This is a genomic window from Liquorilactobacillus satsumensis (genome assembly GCF_964065465.1).
Classification (GTDB): domain Bacteria; phylum Bacillota; class Bacilli; order Lactobacillales; family Lactobacillaceae; genus Liquorilactobacillus; species Liquorilactobacillus satsumensis.
This window is the reverse complement of the sequence record NZ_OZ061606.1, coordinates 654,334-677,341: the sequence shown is the minus strand read 5'-3', so window position 1 is coordinate 677,341 and position 23,008 is coordinate 654,334. Positions and strand designations below refer to the sequence as shown.

Below are 23,008 nucleotides of genomic sequence, written 5' to 3'. Positions count from 1 at the left end.
AATGAAAATATTAGCCATTGATACTTCGAATCAGCCGTTAAGCTTAGCGCTACTTGAAGATGAGCGGTTATTGGCGACGATGACAACAAATCATTCTAAGAATCACAGTGTAGCTTTGATGCCACAAATTGCTGCACTTTTGAAAAGTGTTGCGCTTGAACCTACAGAGATTGATCGAATTGCAGTTGCTCAGGGACCAGGTTCGTACACAGGTCTTAGAATTGGGGTCACAACAGCTAAGACACTTGCTTTTACTCTGAATAAAGAGTTGGTAGGAATTTCAAGCTTAGCAGTTTTAGCAGGAGCAGTGCATGTTGCGGAAACGGTGATTGTTCCTCTTTTTGATGCACGGCGGGGAAATGTTTTTGCTGGAATTTATCAAGAAAAAGAAGGGATTCTAACATCCTTGGTTGCTGATCGCCATCTTGGACTGAGTGAATTATGTCTAAAGTTACAAAAATATCCCCATATCGTTTTTGTGGGGAATGATAGTCAACAATTTGCACAGCAGTTTAAACATGCATTCAAGCCGCAACAAGTTAGTTTTGCACATCCTGAGTTGAATTATCCTCAAGCGTACATTCTTGGATTATTAGCTTTGCGTCAAAAACCAGCAGAAATTCAAAATTTTATTCCAAAATATCTGCGTTTAACACAAGCAGAAGCACAGTGGAAGAAAAAACATCAGGGGACTTTAGATGGACCGCTTGTTGAAAAAATTTAAGAAAATGCAGCTTTGGCTGCAAAAGCATCGAATCAAAAAAGATGAATTAGAATTTGCTAATCTGCGGGTTGAGATTAATGGTGAAAATTATTTGCTTTGCAGGGCACTAGTCCCTGACATTCCTGAAATGTATGCACTTCAACGACAGGTTTATCCACAAGATGCCTCCTGGGATCCGACAGTCTTTGAGAGCGAGTTGCAGGATCAGGCGCATAAAATATATTTTATTTTGCGCTACAATGATCAGTTGGTAGCTTTTATTGGTGGGACCTTTGCAGTTAGGAGTAAGGACGTTCATATTACAAATGTGGCTGTTATGCCTTTATTTCAGGAACGTGGCCTAGGCAGTTTTTTATTGAAAAAAATGATTGCATATGCAGCACAGCATTCTTTTAAAACAATTACTTTAGAGGCGCGTCTAAGCAATGTTCGTGCACAGAGGCTCTATGCTGCATTAGGATTCAAAAATAATGGGTTAACGAAAAATTATTATCAATCAAATCGAGAAGACGCAATCAATATGAAGTATGTGATCAAAAAAGAAAAAAGGGAAAGTAAAGAAAATGAATAGTCTTAAAAGAGAACTGATCTTGGCTTTTGAAACCAGCTGCGATGAAACCAGTGTAGCAGTTGTAGAAAACGGGGAGAAAATTCTTGCAAACGTAGTTGCTACCCAAATAAAGAGTCATAAACGTTTTGGCGGCGTCGTGCCGGAAGTGGCTAGCCGACATCACATAGAACAAATTACACTTTGTTTGCAAGATGCTCTTGCTGAGGCTGCAGTTACCTATGAGGAACTTGATGCAGTGGCTGTAACATATGGACCAGGGTTAGTTGGTGCGCTTTTAGTTGGTGTTGCGGCAGCAAAGGCTGTTGCTTTTGCACATAATTTGCCGTTGATTCCAGTTAATCATATGGCGGGTCATATCTATGCAGCACGTTTCGTTACTCCGCTTGAATTTCCAGCGATGGCACTGCTTGTTTCCGGAGGTCATACTGAACTTGTTTATTTACCTGAACCTAATCGTTACGAGATCGTGGGAGAAACGCGTGATGACGCTGCGGGGGAAGCTTATGATAAGATCGGTCGGGTGCTGGGACTATCATATCCTGCGGGTAAGGAGATTGACGCACTAGCACACGCAGGAAAAGATTCCTTCAAATTTCCACGAGCAATGTTGCATGAAGAAAATTATGATTTTAGTTTCAGCGGGCTAAAAAGTGCATTTATTAACACAGTTCATCATGCACAACAAGTTGGAGAAGAACTTAACAAAAATGATTTAGCTGCGAGTTTCCAACAAAGTGTAATCGATGTGCTAGTCGCTAAGACAATTAGGGCGTTGCACGCTTTTCCAGTGAAACAGTTAATTCTTGCAGGCGGGGTGGCAGCTAATCGGGGATTACGGCAGGCGCTCGCACAACGTTTGACGCGCTTAGATGAAGTTGAATTTGTGAAGGCTCCACTTACTCTTTGCGGTGACAATGCTGCAATGATTGGAGCTGCAGGTTATGTGGCTTGGAAAAATGATGTTAGAGCTCAACTTGACCTTAACGCAGAACCGAGTCTTGAGTTCCCATGGGTAAAAGGTGCATTGAAATAGGACGCAACTATCTAGAACTAATAGCGTAGAAGATCCTTAAGAGAGTGTGACATAAGTCGGGAAAATTTGAGTACTAACTCGAAATTACGAACATAGCGAATACTTTGCTATGAGTAATTCGAAGTTAGACGGAGGATTTTGACTTATGGAACACGTTTATCCGGAATAAAAAAGAGAGTGTGACATGAGTCGGGAAAATTTGAGTACTAACTCGAAATTACGAACATAGCGAATACTTTGCTATGAGTAATTCGAAGTTAGACGGAGGATTTTGACTTATGGAACACGTTTATCCAGAATAAAAAAGAGAGTGTGACATAAGTCGGGAAAATTTGAGTACTAACTCGAAACTACGAACATAGCGAGTACTTTGCTATGAATAATTTGAAGTTAGACGGAGAATTTTGACTTATGGAACACGTTTATCCAGAATAAAAGAGGGGCTGTGACAAAAGTTAAATTTTGTCACAGCCCCTTTAGTCTAGCATGATTAAAGTGCACTAAAATTTTTGTAACAGTTTACACAAGCGGGTTAAGGGGCCAACAGATGCTTGATTTAGAAAGCTAAAGCTGTCTATTGATGCCGCCAAGTGTGCATGAATCTGAAAATTGTTTTTGGGGTGTAAATAAAAAGGATCCAATTCAAAAAACTGAATTTAATCAGAGTTTTAAACTGCATCTTTTAGTTTAAAGTATTTTTACTAAATCCGTTGGAATAGTCAGCAACAAGAGAACTGCGAGTTTAATTAAGTTAGAGCTCTTCATTTTCCAGACTTTTATGCTCCCACTGCTGTTCCAATTGGTCCTGAATATCTTGGGCTTTTTTTAGTTGTTGTTGCAAGGTTTTACTTTTAGCAGGATCTTTATAGTTTTCAGGCAGAGTCATCTGGGTCTGGATCTGTTCAATTTCTGTAGCCTTGTCTTCGAGTTCTTGTTCGAGCAGCGCGATTTCACGTGTGAGTTTGCGTTTCTTTTTTTGCAGCTCTTTGCTTTGGAGATAATTTTGCTGAGTTTCTTTTACAGTTTGTTTTCCCAAAGCAGTGCTGGGGACTGCCTGGTCATCTGCCAGTGCTTGTTCCTCTTCTTTTTTATCTAGGTAATAATCGTAATCACCTAAGTATAATTTGCTGCCGGCAGATGATAACTCAAGAATTGAACTGGCAAGTTTGTTGATAAAATAACGATCATGAGAAATAAAGAGGACGGTTCCATCAAAGTTTTGCAGTGCTTCTTCTAGAACTTCTTTGCTTTCGATGTCTAGGTGGTTGGTAGGTTCATCGAAAATCAAAAAATTATCGTGCTCAAAAGCCAATTTTGTAAGCAGTAAACGCGCCTTCTCGCCACCAGAAAGATTATGAACCAATTTTTTCACATCGTCGCCTGAAAAAAGGAAGCTACCTAAAATTGAACGAATTTCGCCTTCAGGAGTTGTAGGATGATCGTCCCATAACTCCTGAAGTACGGTTTTGCTGGAGTGCAGTCTTTTTAATTCTTGGTCGTAGTAACCGACATCTACATTTGTACCAAAACGAACCTCACCAGAAAGTAATTGGATTTTTCCAAGAAGGCTTTTAAGAAGAGTGGATTTTCCCACTCCATTTGGTCCAATAATTGCCATTAGTTGGTGCTTTCTGAGATCAAGGTTAATCGGGCCCGCGAGTGGTTGTGAATTGTAACCAATGTATGCAGCGGTGACATTTAACACTAAGTTGCCGCTTTGCCTGGCAGGCGTGAATTGAAAACGGGGTCCCTTGGCTGCAAGTGTAGGTTTTTCAAGGCGTGTTATTTTTTCAAGCTGTTTGCGCCGGCTTTGTGCACGTTTAGTAGTAGAAGCACGGACAATATTACGTGCAACGAAGTCCTCTAATTTTTCAATTTCTACTTGCTGTTTTTCATACTGTTTGAGTTGTTGTTGGTAACGCGCTTTTTTTTCATCAATGTAAGCCGAGTAATTTCCTGGATAATGTTCTGTTCCAGTAGGCGTTAGTTCATAGACTTCATGCGCCACTTTATCAAGAAAATAGCGGTCATGTGAGATGAGCAACAGGGCACCTGAATAAGTTTGCAGATAATTTTCAAGCCAACTCAAAGTCTCAATGTCCAAGTGATTGGTAGGTTCATCCAGAATTAGTAAATCCCTTTTTTCGAGTAAGAGCTTTGCTAGCGCCAAACGTGTTTTCTGTCCACCAGAAAGAGTTGCAACCTGGCGCTTATAATCTTCTTCAAAAAAATGAAAACCATGCAAGACAGAGCGAATTTCGGATTCATAACCATACCCGTTGGCTTCTTTGAAGTCATGTTGGAGTTGATCATACTTCTTTAGTAGGTGCTGATAAGCAGCACTTTTTGTGCTAGTCGCAGTTGCAGCAATTTCTGCTTCGATTTGATGGAGCTCATTTTCCATGTGACGTAAATTTTTAAAGACTGTCAACATTTCAGCATAAATTGTATTTGAAGTTTCTAAACCAGTATCTTGTGCAAGATATCCCAGTGTGAGCCCCTTATTTTTACTAATTTGTCCTTGATCAGGACTTTGTTGTCCGACAATCATTTTCACAAGCGTCGATTTTCCCACACCGTTGTGACCTACAAGTGCGATGCGCGCATTTTCCTGGACGTCCAGATTAACATGTTCAAAGAGGACGTCACTTCCAAAAAAGCGTGCGACCTGTTGTACCTGTAATAAAATCATGGTTGTTTCTCCACCTCTTTAAAAATTGATTAAGTAAAAGTCCGATTGAGCAAAGTAGCTTGAAACATTCTTTATTGCACGAAAACATAATTTAGTGTAGCATAGTCACGGTAAAAAGTAGTGCACAAGCTACTCACTTGTGAAGTTGACTAATAATTGTTTTCACAAATTTGTGCTATACTACAATTATGAAAATCTTTTTATTGTTTATGAAAGGAGCAGTGCAATGGCAACATCGAAGATTCCACACGCAACGGCAAAGAGACTGCCTATTTATTACCGCTATCTTCATTTTTTGGCTGATGCTGGCAAACAAAGAGTTTCCTCTACTGAACTTGCTGACGCAGTCAAAGTCGATTCAGCGACTATTCGTCGTGATTTTTCCTATTTTGGTGCTTTGGGGAAGCGCGGTTACGGCTATGAAGTAGAAAGTCTGCTTGCTTTTTTTAGAAAAACATTGAAACAAGATAAGTTGACCAATGTTGCCTTAATTGGAGTAGGTAACTTGGGACATGCTTTATTGAATTATAATTTCCATCAGAGCAACAACGTCAGAATCAGTGCAGCATTTGATATCAATGAAGATATCACTGGGACAATCCAAAGTGGTGTTCCAATCTATCATATGAACGACATGAAGGAGCAGTTGACTGTCCAGCAAATTGAAATTGTCATTTTGACTGTACCCTCAAATGTTGCCCAAGAAGTTACTAATGAATTAGTAGAAGTTGGGATAAAAGGTATCCTGAATTTTACACCACTGAGAATAACGGTTCCGAATTCTGTCAGAGTTCAAAATGTTGATCTGACTAATGAATTGCAAACATTGATTTATTTCCTTGATAAATTTGGCAAGGATGATGAAACACCTGCTGAGTAGCCTAGTTACATATTGCGCAGACTGAGAAGGGCAGTTACTTGTACATGTTGTCGCATGTTACAAGCTAAAGCCTAATAAAGTAAGTGCATGTACGGTCACCTGATTACTAGGTTAGTTGTGACTAAAACCAGCTAAGTACGTTGATTCGTAGCTTCTCAGATAAAGCTAAGGGACTGGACCAAGCATTAATTTTGGCCAGTCCCTTAGCTTTTTGTGTTTTGTAAGGGTCTCAGAATCTATGCTACTTACATGATTTTGAAGGTGTCAAATTACAAATTGCAAGACGATTATGATCGCGTTCATCAGAATGTGAGCAGTCATGGACGTCAACAATCTGCCGGTTTTACGGTAGAGATAACAAAAAAATAATCCAAGTAGCGCATAGGTTAAAAAATGGCCATCAGCATGTGCAATACTGAAAAGAATACTTGAGATCAGCGCAGCTCCAATGGGAGGAATTAATGTGCCTAAATTGCCAAAAAGTACTTTACGAAACACAAATTCTTCCATCAAGGGGGCAGCCCCAACAAGATAGACGAGATAAAAAGGGTACCGGCGCATAATTGCAAGTGCTTCCGCCGTATTTTGCGATGAAACTGACTGACCTAAAATACCCGTTTCAACGATTAAAGAAAAGTGCTGTAAGACAAGGGCAACAATAGCACCGCCAATACCCCAAAGTAAGCTGCTAAAAACGGTCGTTGTTTTCTTTTCCAAGTTGTTTTTGTAGGCATTTTTTTTATTAAGATGAAACATGGTAGCTACTCCAAGTAAACTGCAACACAAGGTTGCATAAAATAAAAGTGTATTATTTTTAACAATTAAAAAAAGGATACTTGGGAACAACATCACGGTAGCATATGTAAGCAGTAATCCAAACGAATTTTTTTTAATTTCCATTGACGATACTCCTATCAAAAGCTTCTTGTAGTCAGTATAACATAAAAAAACTAGCGCTTAGCACTTGCAACATAAGAGTGACAAAACTCTTGCAATTAATTTGTAAATTGATTATAGTAATAAATGTGGTTAGCACTTAGAGATATAGAGTGCTAAAAGCATAACAATATTGGAGGGATAGATAGTGCTTAAGCCTTTAGGAGATCGAGTTATTTTAGAAGTTCAGAAAGAAGAAGAACAGACTGTTGGTGGAATTGTAATCGCAAATAATGCGAAAGAAAAACCACAAACAGGCAAAATTGTCGCAGTCGGAAGCGGCCGTGTCTTAGACAATGGTGAGAAGGTTGGATTGTCAGTCAAAGTAGGCGAAACCGTTTTGTTTGACAAGTATGCTGGCACAGAGGTCAAATACGATGAAAAGCCGTATTTGGTTGTCCATGAGAAAGATATTGTTGCAATCGTAGACTAATGCTCTTTTTACTTATTGAACTATTCTAATTATGAGGTGAATAATTAATGGCAAAAGAAATTAAGTTTTCAGAAGATGCGCGTTCAAAGATGCTTGCTGGTGTAGACCAACTAGCTAATACTGTCAAATCAACACTTGGGCCAAAGGGAAGAAACGTTGTATTGGAACAGTCTTACGGTTCTCCTACGATCACAAATGATGGTGTGACAATTGCTAAGGCGATTGAACTTGAGGATCATTTTGAAAATATGGGTGCTAAACTTGTTTCAGAAGTTGCTTCAAAGACAAATGATATTGCTGGTGATGGTACAACAACTGCAACAGTTTTAACACAGGCAATTGTAACTGAAGGAATGAAGAATGTGACAGCTGGTGCTAACCCTGTAGGTATTCGCCGTGGGATTGAATTGGCAACCAAAAAAGCTGTCGATGCTTTACATGAAATGTCGCATAAAGTCGAATCCAAGAGTGATATTGCGCAAGTTGCTGCAATTTCCTCTTCAAATGAAGAAACTGGCAAATTAATTGCTGATGCAATGGAAAAAGTTGGCAATGATGGCGTTATCACGATTGAAGAATCAAAGGGAATCGATACTTCATTAGACGTCGTAGAAGGAATGCAGTTTGATCGTGGTTATCTTTCACAGTACATGGTGACAGATAATGATAAGATGGAAGCAGATCTTGACAATCCTTATGTTTTGGTAACAGATAAGAAGATTTCTAACATTCAAGAAGTCTTGAACTTGTTACAATCAATCGTTGAACAAGGTCGTCCTTTACTGATTATTGCAGATGATGTTGATGGCGAGGCTTTACCAACACTTGTTTTGAACAAGATTCGTGGCACGTTTAATGTCGTCGCAGTAAAGGCTCCTGGTTTTGGTGATCGTCGTAAAGAAATGCTGCAAGACATTGCAACCTTGACAGGTGCAACAGTTATTACTGATGACCTTGGCTTACAATTGAAGGACACCAAGATCGAACAATTGGGTTCTGCAGGTAAGATCACAGTTACAAAAGAAAAGACTACTATTGTAGAAGGCGCTGGAGATAAAGCAGCGATTGCTGAAAGAGTAAATACCATCAAGAAACAAATTGCCGAGACAACTTCAGATTTTGATCGCGAGAAGTTGCAAGAACGTTTGGCTAAGTTAGCTGGTGGTGTTGCAGTTATTAAAGTTGGTGCTGCAACTGAAACAGAACTTAAAGAACGCAAATATCGGATTGAAGATGCCTTGAACGCTACACGTGCTGCTGTCGAAGAAGGCTTTGTTCCTGGTGGTGGAACAGCCTTGGTAAACGTAATCAGCCAAGTTGCTTCGATCAAGGAAACTGGCGATGTTGCAACTGGTGTTAACATTGTTAAGCGCGCGTTAGAAGAACCAGTGCGGCAAATTGCTGAAAATGCAGGGCTTGAAGGCTCAGTGATTGTCGAAAAATTAAAGTCACAAAAGCCAGGTGTAGGTTACAATGCGGCTGCTAATAACTGGGTAGATATGGTTGCAGCTGGAATTGTTGATCCTACAAAGGTAACACGTTCAGCACTTCAAAACGCTGCGAGTGTTTCAGCTTTGTTGTTGACAACAGAAGCAGTTGTAGCTGAAGTTCCAGAACCTGAAAAACAAGCTCCAGCAGCTCCTGCACCAGGTGCTGGCATGGGCGGTATGATGTAATTTAAGCCACTTACTAAAAGATGGTCAAATAGAGAGTGTGACATAAGTCGGGAAAATTTGAGTGCTAACTCGAAATTACGAACATAGCGAGTACTTTGCTATGAGTAATTCGAAGTTAGACGGAGGATTTTGACTTATGGAACACGTTTATCGGAATAAAAGCGGGGCTGTGACAAAAGTTAAATTTTGTCACAGCCCCGCTTTTATTTTATAAGCTGCAAATTAATTTGCACCGATAGTCAAACTTACCTCTTTTTTATGCGTATTTTTGATTAGTGTACTGAAGGTTTGACAAAAGGGGGTGCAACTCTAAATGAAATGTGATAAATTGATTTAATAAGGACTGGGCTTGCGAAGAAAGTGAGCAGCTCATCTCCTTTATTTATTTTTTAGAACAAGGATTTATTATACGTATTATGTACACAAAGGAGAAATTGAAAAATGTGGCGTTATTTGAAACGGTTGCTGATTGGCAAACCGTTAAAGACAACAGATGAGGGTGGACAGCAACTAACAAAATTTAAAGCTCTAGCCTTGCTTTCTTCGGATGCTTTGTCATCTGTTGCTTATGGAACTGAGCAAATCACAGCTGTTTTGGTGGTGCTATCCGCAGCAGCTACGTGGTACGCACTCCCAGCGGCTGGGATTGTACTTATTCTCCTGTTTGCGATTACGATGTCTTATCGCCAGATTATTCATGCCTATCCTTCAGGGGGTGGAGCCTATGTTGTGGCAACTAAGAACTGGGGGACAGGGACAGGCTTGGTTGCAGGCGGTTCATTGTTGGTTGATTATATGCTGACTGTTGCTGTATCAGTAACATCTGGAACAGAAGCAATCACCTCTGCGGTTCCTTTTTTACGGGAATATAGTGTTGCCATTTCAATTGTCATCGTTTTATTTATCATGACATTGAATTTACGCGGAATGCGTGAATCTGCATCATTTCTCACAGTTCCGGTTTATTTATTCATTGTCATGTTAGTGATGATGATCAGTTGGGGATTGTTTAATATTGCAACTGGTAGAGTGCAATATAATGCCGCAGCACCGGTTGGCAGTTTTGTTCCTGGAATGTCATTGCTATTATTTCTAAAGGCTTTTTCGGCAGGTTCTTCTTCCCTAACCGGTGTTGAAGCAATCAGTAACGCAGTGCCTAACTTTAAAAAACCAAAACGCAAGAATGCTGCCAACACACTCGCTTTGATGGCAGTTTTGTTAGGATTATTCTTTGCGTCTGTAACTTTTCTAAGCTATTATTTGGGTGTGATGCCTAACAATGATGAAACGGTGTTGTCTCAGATTGGGATGGCAGTCTTTGGTCATGGAATTTTATATTATTTGCTGCAATTAGCAACAGCGATGATTCTGGCTGTAGCAGCTAACACTGGTTTTTCGGCGTTTCCCATTTTGGCATATAATTTGGCAAAGGATAAGTTCATGCCGCATATGTTTATGGATCGAGGGGACCGGCTTGCATATTCAAATGGGATTATCTCATTAGCAGTGGGTGCAATTGTTTTGATTTCAATTTTTCATGGACAAACCAGCAGATTGATTCCGCTGTATGCGGTCGGCGTCTTCGTTCCGTTTACGTTGTCGCAATCTGGGATGATTATTCACTGGTTCCGAACTCGTGATCGCAATTGGATTCTCAATTCGCTGGTCAACTTGTTAGGGACTGTGATTTCTTTTTTGCTAGTCGTATTTCTCTTTTTGCTGCATTTTGATACCGTCTGGCCTTATTTATTGATAATGCCGGTGTTGCTCTATGCATTTTATAAAATTCATGAACATTACGGAATTGTTGCTGCACAGTTGCGTTTAAGTGAAGAGGCAGAACTGCATGATTATGCTGGATCAACGGTAATTGTACTTGTCAGTTCAGTGACGCATGTTACGACAGGGGCAATTAATTATGCACGTTCAATTGGCGACTATGTAATTGCAATGCACGTGTCGTTCGATGAGAATCCGAAGAAAGAGCATGAAACGGCCAAAGAATTTAAGGAATCATTTCCAGATGTGCGGTTTGTTGATCTCCATTCTTCATATCGTTCGGTACCAGCACCTGTGCTGCGTTTTTGTGATGTAATGGCAAAAAATTCTGCACAAAAGAATTTTACGACGACTGTTTTGGTACCACAGTTTGTACCACGAAAGCCGTGGCAAAACATTTTGCATAATCAGACAAGTCTGCGTTTACGGGCTGCATTGAACTCGCGCGAGAATATCATTGTTGCAACTTATAGTTATCATCTGAAAAAGTAGTTAGTTTCTAAGCAGTGTGATTAAATCTCGATACAAAAGTAGCTAGGATTTATGGTATAATAAATACCAATTAGTGCAGAAATGATCTAAAGTTTTAAGCTCTTCTTTGGATGATTACTAAAAGAAAGAGGACGGCGTATGTATAGAATTGTTGCGTCTTTATTTGTGACAATGGTTTTATCCTTTCTCTTAACGCCATTAGTTCGCAAATTGGCGGTTAAGATTGGAGCGGTCGATAGTCCCAATGCGAGACGCGTCAATAAGATCCCAATGCCAACAATGGGTGGTTTGGCGATTTTTGTGGCGTTTAACATCTCATGTTTTTTTTTAATGAAGCAACAGTATCCCGCACACCAGCTCTGGACCCTTTTTATTGCTGAGTGTGTTGTGATTGCAACGGGGGTTCTAGATGATGTCTTTGAACTAACTCCTAAGCAGAAATTGTCAGGGATCACGTTAGCTGGACTGATCGTTTTTTTCTTTGCGAAAGTCAGAATGACGACACTCACGCTCCCTTTTTTGGGCACGCTCAATCTTGGATTATTGAGTTTACCAATCACATTATTGTGGATTCTAGCAATTACTAACGCTGTTAATTTAATCGACGGGTTAGATGGTTTAGCAACCGGTGTCTCGATTATCGCGCTCTTTACCAGTGGATTAACTGGCTTTTTCTTTTTAAATGTAACGAGTACATTTGTTTCAATTTGGATCTTCACGCTGGTGGCTGCCTTACTTGGCTTCCTGCCATTTAATTTTCATCCGGCTAGCATCTATTTAGGAGATACTGGTGCGTTATTTATTGGATTTATGATTTCAGTTTTTTCGCTGTACGGGCTTAAAAATGCGACCTTTATTACGATTGTAATTCCTGTGATTATTCTTGGTGTTCCAATTACAGACACAGTATATGCAATTCTAAGGCGCTTTTTGAATAAGAAGCCAATTTCTCAGGCTGATAAGCATCACTTACATCATCGTTTGATGGAAATGGGATTATCGCATACCCAAACCGTCTTAGTAATTTATGGAATTGCGTTAATCTTTTCGTGTATTTCCTTACTGTATCCGATCTCCAATGTGTTGGGGTCAGTTTTACTGACAGTTGCGACTTTGTTTGGGCTTGAGCTTTTTGTGGAGTCGATTGGACTTGTAGGTTCTCAACGTAAACCGCTACTGAATTGGATCAGCAAGATTGTGGGAGAAAAAAAGCAGGAATTGTTGGCAGCTGAAAAGAAACGTAAACAAGAAAAAAACAAGAAAAAAAAATAAACACATTCAAATTTTAGGAGAATTTGGGTTGTTAGGTTTGACTATTAGAAAGTTGTGTCTGGGGCTCAAAACCGAATATTTGAAATGTGCTAATTAATACTTTAGGTCAAAAATAAAAGAGAGTGTGACATAAGTCGGGAAAATTTGAGTGCTAACTCGAATTACGAACATAGCGAGTACTTTGCTATGAGTAATTCGAAGTTAGACGGAGAATTTTGACTTATGGAACACGTTTATCCGAATAAAGAGGGACTGTGACAAAAGTTAAATTTTGTCACAGCCCCTCTTATGCGTGATAAGGCAGCTCACGATAGCGGAGCTGCCCTTTTTTAATTTTAACTGCGTTATTAAGGAGCTCAATTACCTTTTTTTCAAATTGAGTGGCATTTTCTTGAGGAACGGCTACAGTTAGAGTGACACTCACAAGATACTCAGTGTTAATGAGTGAAATCGCTTCTGATTCAAGGAAATGTTGCAGTTTTCCCAGTTGAGGGTAAGCAATTTCGAGCTCAAGAATTTGCTGCGGTTGACAGATAACGATTGTTTCTGCGGTAAGTGCTTGGCTGGTAGCTTGGCTATATGCGCGAATCAAGCCGCCAGTACCTAGTTTAATTCCCCCAAAGTAACGGGTAACCACAGCAGTCACATTGCGTAAATTGTTTTTTTTCAAAACTTCTAAAATGGGATGTCCGGCAGTCCCAGAAGGTTCGCCATTATCACTTGAACGCTGGATTTCATTTTGCATCCCCAGCAGATAAGCAAAGCAATTATGGGTGGCTTTTGCGTGGGATGCCTTAACTTGTGTGATAAACTGGGTAGCTTGTTCTTCTGATTCTGTGCGCGACACACTGCAGATAAAAGTTGATTTTTTAATTAATAATTCAGTCTGATGCTGATTTTTAACGGTAAGATATGTTTTCAATCAAATTCCTTCTTTTTACGTATTTTAATAATGGAAAGGGGGAGGATCAGCGTGACTGCGTCTAAAACAAATGCATATAATGAATTATTTGGCAGGTGGTTGACCGGTAGAAATGGTTTTACACCTATACAAGCAAACGAGCTGAAAATTATTGCACAACCAGCTCTTGAAGTTAGTGCTGGAAAAATAAGGTGTAGACGTTGTGGACAAAAAACCGGCAAAAAACGGGCGCTGCTGCCGCATGGGCAGTATTATTGTCCCCGGTGTCTGAACTTCGGACGGCTGACAAGTCTAGATACATTATACACTATCAGTGAACCGAACTTTTTTGAACCACCTAAGCAGATTTTAACATGGGAGGGACAGCTTTCACCTTACCAGCAAAAAGCTGCTAAGCGTCTGTTGCAAACTATTGACCAGCAAGAAACCTTCTTACTGTGGGCGGTCACGGGTGCCGGAAAGACAGAAATTCTCTTTCCAGCACTGGCGCGTGCTTTTGCCCAGGGAAAACGCGTTTGTCTGGCTTCTCCGCGAATAGATGTGTGCAATGAGCTTTATCCACGATTAATGAGCGCTTTTTCCCAGATTTCGCTTGTACTGCTTCATGGACAACAACAGCAAAAATATCGGTATACACAACTTGTGATATGTACTACCCACCAATTGATTCGGTTTGTAGCTGCATTTGATGTGCTGATTGTTGACGAAGTAGATGCTTTTCCTTTTAGAAACAATGCTTGGCTTTCATATGCTGTGCAAACAGCCAGAAAAAAGAACAGTACATTGCTTTTGCTCACGGCAACTCCAACGAAACAACTTTTGCGGCAGGTTCACAAAGGAAGATTAGCTTTTGGGTATCTCCCATTGCGTTATCATGGATACTTGTTACCACAACCGCAAGTTTTTTGCGAAATGGCATGGAAGAAAAAAATTGCTAAGGGCGAAGTTCCTGCACGTCTCAAACGAATTCTCTTAACCTGGATAAAGCAGCAAAAACCTTTCTTAGTTTTTGTTCCACGAATAACTTTACTGGCACCCGTTTATCGTGCAATTTGCCGGGTTTTACCATCCAAAATTCAAGGAACCACGGTTCATGCAAGCGATGTACAAAGAAGTGCGAAAGTCGCTAAAATGCGTCTAGGTGAGTATCATTTTCTCGTTACCACAACGATTTTAGAGCGCGGGGTCACGTTTCCCCGGCTTAATGTAGTGGTTTTAGGAGCAGATGATGAGATCTTTATGCAGTCAGTGCTAGTCCAAATTGCTGGGCGTGTAGGACGAAGCCGTGCGTGTCCAACAGGAGATGTTTATTTTATTTGTACAATGCAAAATACTGAAATCAAAGCAGCTTGTAAGCAAATTGCTTTTGTGAATAGAAAAGGACGGAGGATGAAAAATGAAATGCTGTCTGCTTTGCCAAAGAAGAAAATATGAACCGTTTAGCTTTGCTTGGCTTTTTTCACTGCAGTCCGAAAGTGATGCGCTGCTTTGTCAGCTTTGTCAAAGTGCATTTACACCGCTTAAAGAAAAGATTTGCACCGGTTGCGGGAGGGAAGGAACATATGTTAACTACTGTACAGATTGTCAACGGTGGTTGCAGACCGGAATATCAGAATTACTTTATAATAGAGCCCTCTATCGCTATAATGATGCAATGAAAAAATATTTTGAACAGTTTAAATTTGCAGGCGACTATTACTTGCGCATACTCTTTAAAAGAGAATTGGCACGTTTTTTGCGGCAGCGTTACCGCCAAGGGTGGCTTTTTGTTCCAATTCCAGTTACAGCAGAAACAGCTACTAAACGCTGTTTTAATCAAGTTGAGGGACTTTTTGAAAACGTTACTTTACACAAAGTGATTTACAGCAAGATAAAAAGCAAAAAACAGCAGTCATTGTTAAAGCGAAGGGCACGGTTGCAGACGCCACAGCCATTTGCAATTACTTCTCAAGATCAAAGCAGGTTATCAGGGGCAAAGGTGGTCTTAGTGGATGACATTTATACGACGGGGCGAACGTTGTATCATGCAAGGGCGGTGCTAAAAGCGGCGGGAGTTGCACAAATTCGGGCAGTTACATTAGCGAGATAGATAATATTATTTGTTAATTGTAACGTTTTCTTTTATAATATAATAAACGTTGATAGATCATAAGTGGTCTATCCTGCATGTTAAATGCAGTGTTTAGTTGTGAAAGGAGAGGTTTGTTATGCTAAATTACAATATCCGCGGGGAAAACATCGAAGTGACGGAGGCTATTAGGAATTACGTCCAGAAAAAGCTTAACAAACTCGAAAAGTATTTCGAGAATACTTCCGATTCAATTGCGCATGTAAACTTGAAGGTTTACTCGGATAAGACTGCTAAGGTCGAAGTTACAATTCCACTTCCTTATTTAGTACTACGCGCAGAGGAGACTTCACCCGATATGTACGCGAGTGTCGATTTGGTTACTGATAAACTGGAACGACAGATTAGGAAGTATAAAACTAAGATAAATCGTAAATCACGTGAAAAAGGCTTCAAAGAATTTCAGTTTAATGATGAACAAAATACCAAGGCAAATGATGAAAATAAATTTGATATCGTACGCACAAAGCACTTCTCATTGAAGCCAATGGATAGTGAAGAAGCTGTTTTACAGATGGATATGCTTGGACATGACTTCTTTATTTATGAAGATGCAGAAACAAGCGCAACTAATATTGTTTATCGGCGAAAAGACGGACGCTATGGCTTAATAGAGGCAAGCGAGAAGTAGCAAAGCACTAAGAATAGACAGAGATAAAATATGTTTTTTATGACAGGCTATCCATTGATCGGATTAAGCCTGTTTTTGTGTCACTTATGAATAGTTAGAAGTTGTTTCAAAATACTTTAAAAGATGATAAAATACAACATGGTATACTGTTTTGCTGAAATTGATAAAGTTATAATGAATTTGAATGAGATTTAATGTTTTTTTGAGAAAGGAAATCTGACATGGCCAATGTCCTAAGAAAATGGGTTGAAAGTGATAAGCGCGAATTAAAGCGTTTAGGAAAAATAGCAGATAAAGTTGAAGCTTATGCTGATGATATGGAAGCACTAAGCGATGCTGAATTGAAAGCTAAGACACCAGAATTAAAAAACAAATATCAAGACGGAGCAACGCTGGATGATCTTTTGCCAGAAGCATTTGCGGTCGTTCGTGAAGGTGCAAAACGTGTTTTGGGGTTGTATCCGTTTCGTGTCCAGATTTATGGTGGAATTGTTTTGCACGAAGGCAATATTGCTGAGATGAAAACAGGTGAAGGTAAAACTTTGACGGCAACGATGCCGGTTTATCTAAATGCTTTAGCGGGCGAAGGTGTGCACGTTGTAACAGTTAATGAATACCTTTCAAGTCGTGATGCTAAAGAAATGGGTGAACTATATACTTGGCTGGGACTGACTGTTGGTCTCAATATTTCAGGTAAAACCCCAGATGAAAAAAGAGAAGCCTACAACTCAGATATTACTTATTCCACTAATAGTGAATTAGGCTTTGATTATCTGCGCGACAATATGGTAGTTTATCGCGAAGATATGGTGCAGCGTCCTTTGAATTTTGTGATTGTTGATGAAGTTGATTCGATTTTAATTGATGAAGCACGAACACCATTGATTATTTCAGGGCAAGCAGAACAATCAACTACTCTTTATACGAGAACAGATCGTTTTGCCAAAACGTTGACTGAAAAAGCAGATTATAAGATTGACCTTGAATCCAAAACAGTTTCTTTAACTGAAGAAGGGATTAAAAAGGCTGAAAAATATTTTGGATTAGAAAATTTATATGATCCTGATAATACGGCCTTGACACATCATTTGGACAATGCTTTACGGGCTAACTTCATCATGTTGCGCGATAAAGATTATGTGGTTTCAAACGGTGAGGTTTTAATTGTTGATCAGTTTACCGGTCGAATCATGGAAGGCCGTCGTTATTCAGATGGTTTACATCAAGCCATTGAAGCAAAAGAGCATGTTGAGATTCAACAAGAAACCAAAACAATGGCAAATATCACTTATCAGAACTTTTTCCGGATGTACAAAAAAATTGCCGGAATGACTGGGACGGCGAAGACTGAGCAGGAAGAATTCCGCGAGATCTATAACATGGAAGTTATTTCGATTCCGACCAATAAACCAGTAATTCGCGAAGATCGGCCTGATTTGTTGTATCCAACGCTAAAAAGCAAGTTTAAGGCAGTGATCAACGATATTCGGGAACGTCATGAAAAGGGACAACCAATTTTGGTGGGGACAGTTGCAGTTGAAACTTCTGAACTGCTTGCGCAATTGCTTGATCAAGCTGGGATTCCACATGCAGTTTTGAATGCTAAAAATCATGCAAAAGAAGCCGAAATTATTATGAATGCTGGACAACGTGGTGCAGTTACAATTGCGACCAACATGGCTGGGCGTGGAACAGATATCAAGCTTGGACCTGGTGTTCGTGAAGTCGGAGGCTTGGCTGTTATCGGAACTGAGCGGCATGAGTCACGCCGGATTGATAATCAGCTGCGTGGACGCTCTGGCCGTCAAGGAGATCCAGGACTGACACAATTTTATCTTTCACTAGAAGATGATCTGATGCTACGTTTTGGTTCTGAGCGGGTGAAAGCGATTCTTGAAAGGTTCAAAGTGGCTGATGAAGATGCTGTAATTCAAAGCAAAATGATTTCGCGTCAAGTTGAATCAGCGCAAAAACGAGTTGAAGGAAATAACTATGATACTCGTAAGCAAGTTTTGCAATATGACGATGTTATGCGTGAACAGCGTGAAGTTATTTATGCACAAAGACAACAAGTAATCATGGAAGATGAATCACTTAAGCCAGTAATTATGCAGATGATCAAGCGCACAGTCGCACATATTGTCCAAATGCACACTCAAGGTGAACAAAAAGACTGGAATTTGCAGGCAATCCTTGATTTTGCAGTTGCGGCGATGGTTAATGAAGATAGTATTACTTTGTCTGACCTCCAAGGCAAAGATCCAGATGCAATTGTGGCATATTTAGTAGATCGAGCAGAAGCTAATTATGCCCTCAAAGAAAAGCAACTTTACGATGCATCTCAAATGTTAGAGTTTGAAAAAGTTGTTGTTTTGCGTGTGGTTGATTCACGTTGGACTGATCATATTGATGAGATGGATCAGCTGCGACAATCAATTGGATTGCGTGGTTATGGTCAGTTGAATCCATTAGTAGAATACCAAACAGACGGTTTTAGAATGTTTGAACAAATGGTGGGTGACATTGAATATGATGTGACGCGGCTCTTCTTGAAAGCAGAAATTCGACAAGATATCAAACGTTAAACAAAAATAATAAAAGAGAAGAGGGAATCTTAGTATGCGGTAACTAAACGTACTGAGATTCCCTCTTGAATTAAACAACTAGAAAGGATAGATAACTGATGGATAATGGGGAATACAAAAAGATTATTGAAAAAATGAAAAAACAAGTCGCTGACTTTAGGGGGTCTCTTTGACTTAGATAGTCTGAATGAAAAAATTTCTGAAAATGAAGAGCAGATGGCTGCTCCTGATTTTTGGAGCGATCAACAGAGTGCTCAAAAAGTTATCGCGGAAAATAATCTGTTAAAAACAAAATATGATAACTTCAAGCTGCTAGCTAATGCAGTGGACGATATTGAAGTGCTCTTTGAACTTTTGCAAAGCGATCCAAGTGACCAAGAATTATTGACGGAACTTGACAATAAAATTGCAATAGTTCAGAAAAAGATGAATAGCTATCAGTTAGAATTACTGCTTAATGGCAAATATGATAAAAATAATGCACTGCTAGAGATTCATCCTGGGGCTGGCGGCACAGAGTCGCAGGATTGGGGAGCCATGCTGTTGCGCATGTATGATCGCTGGGCTCAGCAGCATGCCTTTGAGGTGGAGCTGCTTGACTACCAAGATGGCGATGAAGCAGGGATTAAGAGCGTTTCATTGCGAATTAAGGGAGAAAATGCGTATGGTTATTTGCGAAGCGAAAAGGGTGTTCACCGGCTGGTACGGATCTCACCGTTTGATGCTGCTGGCAGAAGACACACCTCATTTGCATCAGTAAATGTCATGCCGGAACTTGCAGATGACGTTGAGGTCGAACTACGGCCTGAAGAGATTCGGATGGAGGTTTTCCGTGCAAGTGGAGCTGGGGGACAGCACATCAATAAGACTTCTTCCGCGGTGCGTCTGATTCACGAACCGACCGGAATTGTGGTTTCCAGTCAAGCTCAGCGTTCGCAATTTCAAAACAGAGCAACGGCAGAAAGTATGCTGCGTTCGCGCCTTTATGAGCTGAAGTTAGAAGAACAAGAGAAAAAACGAGCGCAGATTCAAGGAAAGCAACTTGAAATTGGTTGGGGTTCTCAGATTCGCTCCTATGTTTTTCATCCTTATTCTTTGGTCAAGGATCATCGAACAGATTACGAGACAGGTAACACTCAGGCAGTGATGGATGGTGACCTTGATGGTTTTATAAATGCTTACTTGCAGTTTGAACTTCAAAAAGAAAACCCCCAATAAGGTAATTGAAACTTAAACGTAATATGATTGTAATATCACTCTTTTTATTAATGATATAATATCTGGGTGCGTAGCCGAATATGGGGGGGAAAGTCCTTTTGATAGAGTTCAAACATGTTTTTAAGAAGTATGCAAATCAGGTTGTTGCTGTTAACGACTTTAATATTAAGATCCAACAAGGAGAGTTCGTGTATGTGATCGGACCAAGTGGAGCAGGAAAATCGACTTTTATCAAAATGATGTATCGGGAAGAAAAACCGACATCTGGGCAGATTAAGGTCAATGATTATCAGCTAGAAGAAATCAAAAATAGCAAGGTTCCCTTCTTACGCAGAGAGTTAGGGGTTGTTTTTCAGGACTTTAAATTGTTACCCAAACTCACAATCTTTGAAAATGTTGCATATGCACTACAGGTAATTGAAAAACAGCCTGCTGCAATTAAGGCGAGAGTTGAGCATGTTTTGGGATTGGTTAAATTGGCTTCCAAGGCGCCAGCATTTCCCAACGAACTTTCAGGTGGAGAACAGCAGCGTGTTGCAATTGCCCGCGCAATTGCAAATGAGCCCAAAATTTTGATTGCAGACGAACCAACGGGTAATCTTGATCCCGAAACAGCTGCAGGCATTATGGAAATCCTTGAAAGGATTAATCAGCAAGGTACAACAGTGGTAATGGCTACTCACAACAGCCACTTAGTGAACGAATACCGACACCGCGTGATTGAAATTGAAGGTGGACGCGTGATTCGCGATCAGGACGAAGGGAGATTTTTCCAAGATGAAGCTAGCAACTTTTAAACGACATCTCATTGAAAGTTTTAAAAGCCTGAAACGCAATGGGTGGATGTCCGTAGCAGCTTTTAGTGCGGTCACCGTGACTTTGCTTCTAGTCGGAGTGCTGTTGTCAGTTTTAATGAACGTGAACAAGATTGCGGCTGATGTTGAAAATGATGTGCAGGTGCGGGTGCTGATTAATCGTGGGACAACACAAGCACAACAAACTAAATTGAAAAATAAACTTGAGAAACTAGCTGAAGTTAAAAAAATAACGTTTTCAAGTAAAGAAAATGAATTAAGCAAGGTAGTAAAGAGCTACGGCAAAGGCTTCAAGCTTTTTGGTGGCGACGGCAATCCGTTGTATGATGTTTTCATAGTCCAAGCAAAAAAGCCACAGCAAACCGTACGGGTAGCGCAACAGGCAAAGAAAATGAGTTTTGTCTATGATGCAAAATACGGCGGAACTTCTGCTAAGAAGATGTTTGCAATTGTTGATAATATTCAAAAATGGGGCTTAGGTATCAGCTTATTGCTGCTGTTTGTAGCGGTGTTCCTAATTTCAAATACGATTCGAATTACCATTCTTTCGCGCCAAAATGAGATTTCTATTATGCGGTTAGTGGGTGCGACAAATAGTTTTATCAGATGGCCTTTTATTCTTGAAGGAGCGTGGACAGGATTATTTGGCGCGGTCATACCTTTAGTAATCGTTAACTTTGGATACGTGTGGACGCATCGGGTGCTCTCCCAAGCACTTGCAAGTACTAGTTATCGCTTGTTGACTCCGGGGACTTTTCTGCTTGAAATTGACGCTCTCTTAATTTTAATTGGAATTTTTATTGGAGCGCTTGGAGCAGGTTTTTCAATGCGCCGCTTTTTGAAAATTTAATTTCATTTCAAAAGAAATGGACATTACCATGACAACTGGAGTGTCGCGTGCGGGTTATTAATTTAGTTATAGGGCTGGACCAAAACTTAGGTTTTGTGCGCAGCCCTATAATTATGTCTTAGAAACAGAATTTTTTTGTGATTAAAGCTCAGCGGGCTTTGTGCTCGATTTGATTAATTGGTATACTTAAGTTTGAGAAAAAGCTTAGGAGCTGTAATTATGTTGATGATAAAATTCATTTTGTTATGGGGATTGCAACCAGTCTTTTGGTTTGGCTTTTTAGCAACAAGTTGTGCGCATTTTTTGCGGATCAAGCATGAGCGTGAGCATTATCACGTTGCTATTAACCGAGATTTTTATGAAGGACGGCATTATTTGAAAAATGGGTTCATTTTTTCATTACTGGGTTCAATGCTGTGCCTCGGACTGGGTGTGGTTTTTCCTATAAAATGGATTTTTATGTATAGTATCGCGGCTATCTTAGGAATAATTTTCAGTGTTTTTTGTGATGCCGGTTTATTCTTTTTACTGAGTGCATGTCTGCTGCCGATCGGTGTCCACTTCCTACAGACGTGGTTTCCACATACCAACATGCTTCAGCTTGAGAAGCTTGTGCCGCAGAATTTTAATGGCACAGCATTCCTATTGCTATGCGCGCTTTTCTTCTTATTTAGATGGTTGCTATTAGGACGTTTTTCTCCCGAATTTTTGACTCCTAAAATTAAGCAAGGCAAACGGGGTCGAAAACTGGCTTCATATAATTGGCGGGAATTAACCGTTGTTCCTTTAGTAGTTTTGATTCCAGGCAATTTTTCTCAAAATCTAATTCCGTTTTGGCCTTTAGTAACATTTCAAGGGCAGCATTATAGTTTCTTTGTACTACCTTTACTAGTTTCGGGCAGCTTGTGTATTTGGCGAACCGCAGTCACTGTAGGTGTTGCGCAAGCCCGCAAAAATGCGGCACAGCTGCTGGGATTTTGTCTGTTAGGTGCCTTAATAACAGCAGTAGTTTCACAAGCGGTTGGTGTAGTTTTTCTTTTATTGGTTTTGATGGTCGTCTTGCGCTTTATTAGAAGATATGCCAAGATGAAGAAGCAAGGAAAATGGTACGTGGAGACTTATAATGGCATTCGCGTGATTGCAGTTCGCCCCAATACTCCGGCAGCCAAAATGCAACTGGAACCCGGCGATGTGATTCTTGAATGTAATGGCAAAACCGTTGTGAATGAAGCTGAGTTCTATGCAGCATTGAAACTTGTACCAACCTTTTGTCGTCTCAAAGTCAAAACTTATGCAGGCGAGTTAAAGATTGCTGAAAGTGCGATCTTTGCTAACTCACCTCATGAAATAGGTTTAGTATTATTTCACTGA

19 protein-coding genes are annotated in these 23,008 nt (G+C 40.1%); 16 read left to right on the top strand and 3 right to left on the bottom strand.

The window, feature by feature from the left end:
- The first annotated feature begins 1 nt into the window (after position 1).
- The 3 genes from tsaB to tsaD are packed head-to-tail and all read left to right on the top strand — an operon-like array spanning position 2 to position 2,328.
- A complete protein-coding gene (gene tsaB / locus AB3Y88_RS03155) occupies positions 2-724 on the top strand; it encodes a tRNA (adenosine(37)-N6)-threonylcarbamoyltransferase complex dimerization subunit type 1 TsaB (RefSeq protein WP_056959655.1) in 723 nt (240 codons plus the stop codon).
- On the top strand, positions 699-1,295 hold the full coding sequence (rimI, locus tag AB3Y88_RS03150) for a ribosomal protein S18-alanine N-acetyltransferase (RefSeq protein WP_056959653.1): 597 nt from the start codon (positions 699-701) through the stop codon (positions 1,293-1,295). The genes tsaB and rimI overlap by 26 nt, the downstream gene beginning before the upstream one ends.
- Positions 1,288-2,328: a tRNA (adenosine(37)-N6)-threonylcarbamoyltransferase complex transferase subunit TsaD gene (gene tsaD, locus AB3Y88_RS03145; protein WP_056959651.1), complete on the top strand. Its 1,041-nt coding sequence runs from the start codon at positions 1,288-1,290 to the stop codon at positions 2,326-2,328. The genes rimI and tsaD overlap by 8 nt, the downstream gene beginning before the upstream one ends.
- Before the next feature lie 751 nt (positions 2,329-3,079).
- Here tsaD and AB3Y88_RS03140 read toward each other — a convergent pair.
- Entirely contained in the window at positions 3,080-5,020 is a 1,941-nt protein-coding gene (locus tag AB3Y88_RS03140) for an ABC-F family ATP-binding cassette domain-containing protein (RefSeq protein ID WP_056959649.1), read from the bottom strand.
- A 226-nt stretch (positions 5,021-5,246) separates the two neighbouring features.
- Here AB3Y88_RS03140 and AB3Y88_RS03135 point away from each other — a divergent pair, with 226 nt between their 5' ends.
- A complete protein-coding gene (locus tag AB3Y88_RS03135; RefSeq protein WP_228887830.1) occupies positions 5,247-5,900 on the top strand; it encodes a redox-sensing transcriptional repressor Rex in 654 nt (217 codons plus the stop codon).
- A 264-nt stretch (positions 5,901-6,164) separates the two neighbouring features.
- On the opposite strand, the gene AB3Y88_RS03130 is transcribed toward AB3Y88_RS03135, so the two are convergent.
- Positions 6,165-6,800, bottom strand: coding sequence for a CPBP family intramembrane glutamic endopeptidase (locus tag AB3Y88_RS03130; protein WP_228887829.1), 636 nt, complete (start codon positions 6,798-6,800; stop codon positions 6,165-6,167).
- Positions 6,801-6,984: 184 nt separating this feature from the next.
- Between AB3Y88_RS03130 and groES the strand changes: the two genes are divergently transcribed.
- From groES to AB3Y88_RS03110, 4 genes are all read left to right on the top strand, one after another.
- Entirely contained in the window at positions 6,985-7,269 is a 285-nt protein-coding gene (gene groES, locus AB3Y88_RS03125) for a co-chaperone GroES (RefSeq protein ID WP_054757258.1), read from the top strand.
- 47 nt (positions 7,270-7,316) lie between these two features.
- Complete coding sequence (gene groL / locus AB3Y88_RS03120; protein WP_261909399.1) at positions 7,317-8,945, top strand: chaperonin GroEL; 1,629 nt, start codon at positions 7,317-7,319, stop codon at positions 8,943-8,945.
- Positions 8,946-9,386: 441 nt separating this feature from the next.
- Positions 9,387-11,216 carry an APC family permease gene (locus tag AB3Y88_RS03115; RefSeq protein ID WP_056959639.1) on the top strand — a complete coding sequence of 610 codons (1,830 nt, stop codon included), beginning with the start codon at positions 9,387-9,389 and terminating at the stop codon, positions 11,214-11,216.
- 138 nt (positions 11,217-11,354) lie between these two features.
- Entirely contained in the window at positions 11,355-12,488 is a 1,134-nt protein-coding gene (locus tag AB3Y88_RS03110; RefSeq protein WP_056959637.1) for a glycosyltransferase family 4 protein, read from the top strand.
- Positions 12,489-12,774: 286 nt separating this feature from the next.
- Here the strand turns inward: AB3Y88_RS03110 and AB3Y88_RS03105 are convergent, their stop codons facing one another.
- On the bottom strand, positions 12,775-13,410 hold the full coding sequence (locus AB3Y88_RS03105; RefSeq protein WP_228887827.1) for a YigZ family protein: 636 nt from the start codon (positions 13,408-13,410) through the stop codon (positions 12,775-12,777).
- A 51-nt stretch (positions 13,411-13,461) separates the two neighbouring features.
- Between AB3Y88_RS03105 and AB3Y88_RS03100 the strand changes: the two genes are divergently transcribed.
- The 8 genes from AB3Y88_RS03100 (at position 13,462) to AB3Y88_RS03065 (ending at position 23,008) form a co-directional block, all read left to right on the top strand.
- Entirely contained in the window at positions 13,462-14,844 is a 1,383-nt protein-coding gene (locus AB3Y88_RS03100; RefSeq protein ID WP_228887826.1) for a DEAD/DEAH box helicase, read from the top strand.
- Entirely contained in the window at positions 14,807-15,499 is a 693-nt protein-coding gene (locus tag AB3Y88_RS03095; RefSeq protein WP_056959633.1) for a ComF family protein, read from the top strand. The genes AB3Y88_RS03100 and AB3Y88_RS03095 overlap by 38 nt, the downstream gene beginning before the upstream one ends.
- Positions 15,500-15,617: 118 nt before the next feature.
- Positions 15,618-16,169 (top strand): ribosome hibernation-promoting factor, HPF/YfiA family, encoded by a 552-nt coding sequence (gene raiA, locus AB3Y88_RS03090; protein WP_228887825.1) that lies wholly within the window; start codon positions 15,618-15,620, stop codon positions 16,167-16,169.
- A gap of 221 nt (positions 16,170-16,390) precedes the next feature.
- The gene (secA, locus tag AB3Y88_RS03085; protein ID WP_056959629.1) at positions 16,391-18,754 is read left to right on the top strand and encodes a preprotein translocase subunit SecA; all 2,364 of its coding nucleotides are present in this window, start codon (positions 16,391-16,393) and stop codon (positions 18,752-18,754) included.
- Positions 18,755-18,852: 98 nt separating this feature from the next.
- A protein-coding gene (prfB, locus tag AB3Y88_RS03080; protein WP_228887824.1) for a peptide chain release factor 2 occupies positions 18,853-19,972 on the top strand; the annotation gives its coding sequence in 2 pieces (ribosomal slippage) (positions 18,853-18,924 and positions 18,926-19,972; 1,119 coding nt in all).
- Positions 19,973-20,070: 98 nt separating this feature from the next.
- The gene (ftsE, locus tag AB3Y88_RS03075) at positions 20,071-20,769 is read left to right on the top strand and encodes a cell division ATP-binding protein FtsE (RefSeq protein WP_056959625.1); all 699 of its coding nucleotides are present in this window, start codon (positions 20,071-20,073) and stop codon (positions 20,767-20,769) included.
- Entirely contained in the window at positions 20,750-21,637 is an 888-nt protein-coding gene (gene ftsX, locus AB3Y88_RS03070) for a permease-like cell division protein FtsX (RefSeq protein WP_056959623.1), read from the top strand. The genes ftsE and ftsX overlap by 20 nt, the downstream gene beginning before the upstream one ends.
- 219 nt (positions 21,638-21,856) lie before the next feature.
- Entirely contained in the window at positions 21,857-23,008 is a 1,152-nt protein-coding gene (locus tag AB3Y88_RS03065) for a PDZ domain-containing protein (protein WP_056959621.1), read from the top strand.